Origin of the sequence: Burkholderia sp. HMSC10F09 (assembly GCF_001806955.1) — a bacterium.
Taxonomy (GTDB): Bacteria; Pseudomonadota; Gammaproteobacteria; order Burkholderiales; family Burkholderiaceae; genus Burkholderia; species Burkholderia multivorans.
On sequence record NZ_KV786511.1, the window covers coordinates 1 to 6,334 of the forward strand.

General features: G+C 70.5%; 6 protein-coding genes. 3 read left to right on the forward strand and 3 right to left on the reverse strand.

The window, feature by feature from the left end:
- Nucleotides 1-122: 122 nt before the first annotated feature.
- Complete coding sequence (locus tag HMPREF3115_RS01960) at nt 123-962, reverse strand: class II aldolase/adducin family protein (RefSeq protein ID WP_070553316.1); 840 nt, start codon at nt 960-962, stop codon at nt 123-125.
- A 20-nt stretch (nt 963-982) separates the two neighbouring features.
- Complete coding sequence (locus HMPREF3115_RS01965) at nt 983-2,068, reverse strand: LLM class flavin-dependent oxidoreductase (protein ID WP_059939552.1); 1,086 nt, start codon at nt 2,066-2,068, stop codon at nt 983-985.
- 384 nt (nt 2,069-2,452) lie between these two features.
- On the opposite strand from HMPREF3115_RS01965, the gene HMPREF3115_RS01970 reads away from it, so the two are divergent.
- Complete coding sequence (locus HMPREF3115_RS01970; RefSeq protein WP_045593328.1) at nt 2,453-3,775, forward strand: acyl-CoA dehydrogenase family protein; 1,323 nt, start codon at nt 2,453-2,455, stop codon at nt 3,773-3,775.
- A gap of 115 nt (nt 3,776-3,890) precedes the next feature.
- Here HMPREF3115_RS01970 and HMPREF3115_RS01975 read toward each other — a convergent pair whose 3' ends face one another.
- Nucleotides 3,891-4,802 carry a LysR family transcriptional regulator gene (locus HMPREF3115_RS01975; protein WP_059939561.1) on the reverse strand — a complete coding sequence of 304 codons (912 nt, stop codon included), beginning with the start codon at nt 4,800-4,802 and terminating at the stop codon, nt 3,891-3,893.
- 74 nt (nt 4,803-4,876) lie between these two features.
- Here HMPREF3115_RS01975 and HMPREF3115_RS01980 point away from each other — a divergent pair, with 74 nt between their 5' ends.
- Together HMPREF3115_RS01980 and HMPREF3115_RS01985 are read left to right on the forward strand one after the other, a co-directional pair.
- Nucleotides 4,877-5,443 carry a cysteine dioxygenase family protein gene (locus HMPREF3115_RS01980; RefSeq protein ID WP_070553317.1) on the forward strand — a complete coding sequence of 189 codons (567 nt, stop codon included), beginning with the start codon at nt 4,877-4,879 and terminating at the stop codon, nt 5,441-5,443.
- A 73-nt stretch (nt 5,444-5,516) separates the two neighbouring features.
- A partial coding sequence (locus HMPREF3115_RS01985) for a rhodanese-like domain-containing protein (protein ID WP_256275965.1) occupies nt 5,517-6,334 on the forward strand: 818 nt, incomplete at its 3' end.

Consider the following 6,334-nt stretch of genomic DNA (forward strand, 5'->3'; position numbering starts at 1 on the left):
GAGCGCGGCGGCGCCGGCCGCGCGCAGCAGCCGGCGGCGTGTGGCGCCGTGCGCGTCGGAACGCGCGAGAACGGGGGTATCGGTCATCGTGGGTCTCCGGGGCCGGTCGTGCGGAACGGCGCTCAGTCGAGCAGGTCGGGTTCGTCGGCGACGACGCGCGCGTACAGGCTGTCGAACGCATGCAGCGCGCCGTCGGGGCCGCCGATCTGCCCGTGCGTGTGACGCGCGGTCGCGTGATCGATCGGCTGCGGCGTGCCGGCCGCTTCGGCGAGCAATTGCGTATGCGCGGCGTTGTCGAGCGCGATGTACCACCATGCGGCAGCCTCGACCGTCGGGCCGGCCGTCAGGATGCCGTGATTCTTCAGAATCACGCCCTTGTGCGTGCCGCCGTCGGGCTTCGCGAGCGCATGCGCGATGCGCGCACCTTCGCTCGTGTCGACCACCATCCCCGTGAAATCGTCGAACAGCGCATGGTCTTCGTAGAACACGCAGGCGTCCTGCGTGAGCGGATCGAGCGGACGACCGAGCGTCGACCATGCCTTGCCGTAGGTCGAATGCGTATGCGCAGCGGCGACGACGTGCGGATGCGCGTCATGAATCGCGGTATGGATCGCGAACGCGGCCTTGTTGAGCGGCCGCGTGCCGATCACGGTTTCGCCGCGCGCGTTGACGAGCAGCAGATCCGACACGCGGATCTGCGAGAAATGCACGCCGAGCGGATTCACCCAGAAGTGATCGGGCAGCTCCGGATCGCGTGCCGTGATGTGGCCCGCGAGCCCGGACGCGAAGCCGAAGCGCGCGAACAGGCGGAACGCGGCCGCCAGCCGCTCCTGCCGGTGACGGCGCTCGGCCGCGACGTCGATGCGCGGCGCGGACGGATCGAACCAGAAATGCTGGCGCGGCGTATCGGCGAGCACGAGGCCCGACGCGGTGCGCGTGGGCGGCGAAAGGACGGCGGACATCGTCGGCGTCTCCCGTGGAATCAGGCTGCGCGGCGCGACGCGTCGCGTGCGGCGACGGCGCTGCGCACGCGCGGAATCAGTTCGCGGCCGTAGTCGATCGCGTCTTCGAGCGGATCGAAGCCGCGGATCAGGAAGGTCGTCACGCCGAGGTCGTAATAGTCGAGCAGCGCATCGGCGACCTGTTCGGGCGTGCCGACCAGCGCGGTGGAATTCGAGCGCGCGCCGGTGAGCTTCGCGATCTCGGTCCACAGCCGCTTGTCGACGCGCGAGCCGCGTTCCGCGGCGGCGAGCAGGCGCCGCGCACCTTCGCTCTGCTGCGGGCTGCCGGCGCCGAGGCCGGCCGCTTCGCGCAGCCGGCGCGTTTCGTCGAGGATCCGGTGTGCGCGCGCCCACGCGGCGTCCTCGGTCGCCGCGAGGATCGGGCGGAACGACACCGAGAACCGGACCTGTCTGCCGTGCTTCGCGGCTTCCGCGCGCACGCGCGTCGTCAGGTCGCGCACCTGGTCGAGCGATTCGCCCCACAGCGCATAGACGTCGGCATGCTTGCCGGCGACCGCGAGCGCCGCGTCCGATGCGCCGCCGAAATAGATCGGCACATGCGGCTGCTGGAACGGCTTCACCTCGGAAAAGCCCTGCGTGAAACGGTAGTACGTGCCGGCGTGATCGAACGGCTGCGGCTCGGTCCAGATGCGCCGCAGGATGCCGAGATATTCGTCGGTGCGGGCGTAGCGCGCATCGTGATCGAGAAAGTCGCCGTCGCGCTGCTGTTCGCTGTCGGAGCCGCCGGAGATCACGTGCACCGCGAGCCGGCCGCCGCTGAACTGGTCGAGCGTCGCGATTTGCCGCGCGGCGAGCGTCGGGGCCGTAAAGCCCGGGCGATGCGCGAGCATGAAATGGATGCGCTCGGTCGCGGCGGCCGCGAACGCGATCGTCAGCGTTGCCGACGGGCCGGTCGAATGATGCGGAACGAGGATCCGGTCGAAGCCGGCCGCTTCATGCGCGCGGGCGAACTCGCGCACATAGTCGGGATCGACGACGCGGCCGGACGGCGGATGGATTTCCGACTGCTTCTGGCTCTGGATCATGCCGATGAATTCGACGCTCATCTGGGTCTCCGGGAGGGGGGCACGGCCCGCACGGCCGTCGTCGGCCGCCGGGCGGAAATGGAGCGCAGATTACCGCCGCGATCATGCGGAATGGAAATAATCAATCCCGATTTGAATATCAGATTTGCATGGTTTGGGTGCGTCGGCGTTGCGCATACGCTGTGCGCTCGCGATGTCGTCGGTCGAGACCGAGATCGAGATCGAACCGCTCGCGGAACCGGCGCACGCGCCGTTTGTGCCCGGCGGCCGTGAATCGATGAAGATCGTGCGTCGGCCGCGACGCGCACGCAGGCACTGCGTCCGATCGAGGGCGGCGCCGCCGCCGGTATTGCCGTCGCACGCCGCCGATCCTCCAATTCCCCGTTATCGAGAGAACCCGTACCGATGTCCGTCAGCCTTGCCGCTTCGCTGCCGTCGCGCGAGTCGTCGCTGCGCCGCCTGCCCGACGACGAGACGCGCCTCGCCGCGCTGCTCGACCGTCTCGTGCCCGAACTCGCGGGCGATGCCGCGCGCAACGATGTCGACGGCCGTTTTCCGCACGAGAATCTCGCGCGGCTGCAGCGCGCGGGGCTGATCGCGCAGGTGGTGCCGCGCGAGTTTGGCGGCGCCGGCGCGACGCTCGCGCGCGCGAGCCGGATCGTCGCGGCCGTCGCACGCGCCGACCCTGCCACCGCGCTCGTCCTGACGATGACATATCTGCAGCACCGTGCGCTCGGCCGGCCCGACAACCGCTGGCCCGCGCAGGTGCGGCGCGCGGTGTTCGACAGCGCGGTCGCCGACGGCGCACTGATCAACGCGCTGCGCGTCGAGCCGGCGCTCGGTTCGCCGTCGCGCGGCGGGCTGCCCGACACGATCGCGCGTCGCGACGGCGACGGCTGGCGGCTGTCCGGTCACAAGCTGTACAGCACCGGCATTCCGGCGCTGCGCTGGCTGGCCGTGTGGGCGCGCACCGACGAACCGCAGCCGCGTGTCGGCGTGTTCCTCGTTGGGCGCGATCCTCACGTGGACGACGCACGGATCCGCGTGATCGAAAGCTGGGATCATCTCGGCCTGCGCGCGTCCGGCAGCCACGAGGTCGTGTTCGACGACGTGCGGCTGCCCCTCGATCATGCGGTCGACGTGCGTACGCCCGACGCGTGGTCGGTGTCGGCGGCCAGTCATGCGGACGTCGACGCGCAGACCGACCAGCAGGCGTGGATGGTCGCATTGCTCGGCAGTCTCTACGACGCGGTCGCGCGGGCCGCGCACGACTGGCTGCTCGCGTTCGCGACGACGCGCACGCCGACCGGCGTCGGCGCGCCGCTCGCGACGCTGCCGCGCGTGCAGGAGGCCGTCGGCGAGATCGAGGGCTGGCTGCATGCGAACCGTGTGCTGCTCGACGATCACGTCGCGCGTACCGACGCGGGCAATGCGCCGGCCGTGACGACGAGCGGACTCGTGAAGCGCACGGTGACGGAGCAGGCGATCCGCGCGGTCGAACAGGCGCTGAAGCTGTCCGGCAATCACGGCCTGAGCCGGCGCAATCCGCTCGAACGCCACTATCGCGACGTGCTGTGCAGCCGCGTGCATACGCCGCAGGACGACGCGATCGCGGTCGCGGCCGGACGCGCGGCGCTCGACGCGGCGGCGCGGCGGACGGCAGGCGAGGGCGCGGGCGAGGGCCGGACAACGCCTCGCGCATCGGCATCGGGCCGCTCCGATGCGTGAGCCTCGGGCGAGACGACGTCTCACGCGCGAGTATCGGGCCGACGCAATGCGCGAGCGTTGGCGAGCGACCGCCGGAGAGCGTCGCGCGACGCACGACGTGTGCGCCGGCCGCCGCCTACGCGGCTTCGTCTTGTGCGCTCGGCGTGAACGCTTCGCGCGCCTGCGCGGCGATCGCGTCGAGCGGTGCCGCGAAGCGCGCCGCATCCTGCCGGCGCAGCAGCCACAGATCGATCTGCGGCTTGAAATCGGCGAGCGGCACGATCTCGAGCGCATCGCGCAGCGGACTGCATTCGACGAGCGGCAGCGGCATCAGACCGATGCCGATGCCGTTGGCGACGCTCTGCAACTGCAGGTCGCGGCCGTACGCGTCGAGCGCGACCGGCATCGGCAGCCCTTGCGCGTCGAGTGCGCGGCGCAGGCCTGCGCGAAAGCCGCAACCGTCCGGATTGAGCACCCAGCCGCGCGCATGGCAGTCGGCGAGCCGATAGCTGCGGCGCGGCCAGTCGCCCTTGCGGCCGACAGCGACGAGCCGCGTCGCCAGCAGTCGTTCGCCTTCGACTGCCGGCGGCAGCACCATTTCGCGCGCGAGAAACACGAGCGCGGCGTCGAGCTCGCGCCGCGCGATGCGCTCGACGAGCACGCCGCCCCAGGCGGTCGTGACCTGCGTCGCGAGCGCCGGCCATCGGCTCGCGAGCCGCGCGATCAGTTCGGGCAGCATGCGCTCGCCGAGGCCCTGCGTGATGCCGATGCGAAATTCGCCGGCGGGCGGCCGCCGTGCGGCCGTCAGCTCGCGCAGCGCGTCGACTTCGCGCAGGATCGCGCGGCACTGGTCGAACACCTGCCGGCCGATGTCGGTCGGGCGCGGCGGTTTCGTGTTGCGGTCGAGCAGCGTCACGCCGAGCGCTTCCTCGAGGTTCTGCACGCGCCGCGTGATCGCGGGCTGCGTCATGCCAAGCTCGGCCGCGGCCTGGCTCAGCGTCTGGCAGCGAACGACCGCTGCAAAAGCGTCGATATCGCTAATTTTCATGTTTGTTCTGCATGGTATTTCCGGTGCATCATGACGATCCATCATGGTGGCCATCATATTCGAGGAGCCGGTCGATGAGTACGCTTTCGTTGCATCAGTCGCCGCTGGGCCCGTTCGTCGACGGGTTGCGCGCGTTGCTCGCGTCGGGCGCGGACGAGGCGCGCGTCGTCGACGAGGGCCGTGCGCTGCTCGCGGCGCTCGTCGCGCGCGACGACTGGCTGCCCGACGCGTTCGCGCAGCCCGATCCCGAGCGTTATCGCCAGTACCTGCTGCATCTCGACCCCGACGAGCGTTTCTCGGTCGTCAGTTTCGTCTGGGGGCCCGGTCAGTCGACGCCGATTCACAACCATACGGTGTGGGGGCTGATCGGCATGCTGCGCGGCGGCGAGCTGTCGCAGCCGTATCGGCTCGACGAAGGCGGCCGGCCGGTGCCGGCAGGCGACGCGACGCGGCTGCGCCCGGGCGACGTCGAGGCCGTGTCGCCGCGCATGGGCGACATCCATCGCGTGACGAATGCGTTCGCGGATCGCGTGTCGATCAGCATCCACGTGTACGGTGCGAACATCGGCAAGGTCGAGCGCGCGGTGTTCCTCGACGACGGCACCGTGAAGCCGTTCGTATCCGGCTATTCGAATCCGTGACACCGCCTCCTGCACGCAGGAGGCCGCCGTTTTTTCCGTTTTTCCGACATCCCGTTCAACCGACAGAGACATCGTGACGCCAACCGCCGATTCCGTTTCCCGCTTTCCCGTCGCGTCGTACCACGACGTACGCGCACGCCTGCTCGCCCGCGACGAAATCGCGCTGATCGACGTGCGCGAGGAAGATCCGTACGCGCAGGGCCATCCGCTGTGGGCCGCGAACTTTCCGCTGTCCAGGCTCGAGCTCGACGCGTGGACGCGCATTCCGCGCCGCGACACGCCGATCGTCGTGTACGGCAAAGCCGACGGCGAGGATCTCGCGCCGCGCGCGGCCGCCACGCTCGCGCGGCTCGGCTATACCGACGTGCGGCTGCTCGACGGCGGTCTCGCCGGCTGGCAGGCCGCGGGCGGCGAGCTGTTCATCGACGTGAACGTGCCGAGCAAGTCGTTCGGCGAATGGGTCGAGGCCGAGCGGCATACGCCGTCGCTGTCCGCGCAGGAAGTGCAGGCGCTGATCGACGCGCGTGCCGACGTCGTGATCGTCGACGCGCGCCGCTTCGACGAGTATCGGACGATGAACATCCCGACGTCGACGAGCGTGCCGGGCGCCGAACTCGTGCTGCGCGTACGCGCGCTCGCGCCGAACCCGTCGACGCGGATCGTCGTGAACTGCGCGGGCCGCACGCGCAGCATCATCGGCACGCAGTCGCTGATCAACGCGGGGCTGCCGAACCCGGTGGCCGCGCTGCGCAACGGCACGATCGGCTGGACGCTCGCGGGCCAGACGCTCGAGCACGGCGCGGCGCGCCGTTTTCCCGACGAGATCGATCCCGCCTTGCGTGCGGAAGCGCGCCGCGCGGCGCGCGCGGTCGCCGAGCGCGCGGGCGTGGC

What these genes read in the sequence shown, in the direction of transcription:
- HMPREF3115_RS01960 (WP_070553316.1), bottom strand. Translation starts at nt 962, where the DNA reads ATGTCCGCCGTCCTTTCGCCGCCCACGCGCACCGCGTCGGGCCTCGTG.
- HMPREF3115_RS01965 (WP_059939552.1), bottom strand. Translation starts at nt 2,068, where the DNA reads ATGAGCGTCGAATTCATCGGCATGATCCAGAGCCAGAAGCAGTCGGAA.
- HMPREF3115_RS01970 (WP_045593328.1), top strand. Translation starts at nt 2,453, where the DNA reads ATGTCCGTCAGCCTTGCCGCTTCGCTGCCGTCGCGCGAGTCGTCGCTG.
- HMPREF3115_RS01975 (WP_059939561.1), bottom strand. Translation starts at nt 4,802, where the DNA reads ATGAAAATTAGCGATATCGACGCTTTTGCAGCGGTCGTTCGCTGCCAG.
- HMPREF3115_RS01980 (WP_070553317.1), top strand. Translation starts at nt 4,877, where the DNA reads ATGAGTACGCTTTCGTTGCATCAGTCGCCGCTGGGCCCGTTCGTCGAC.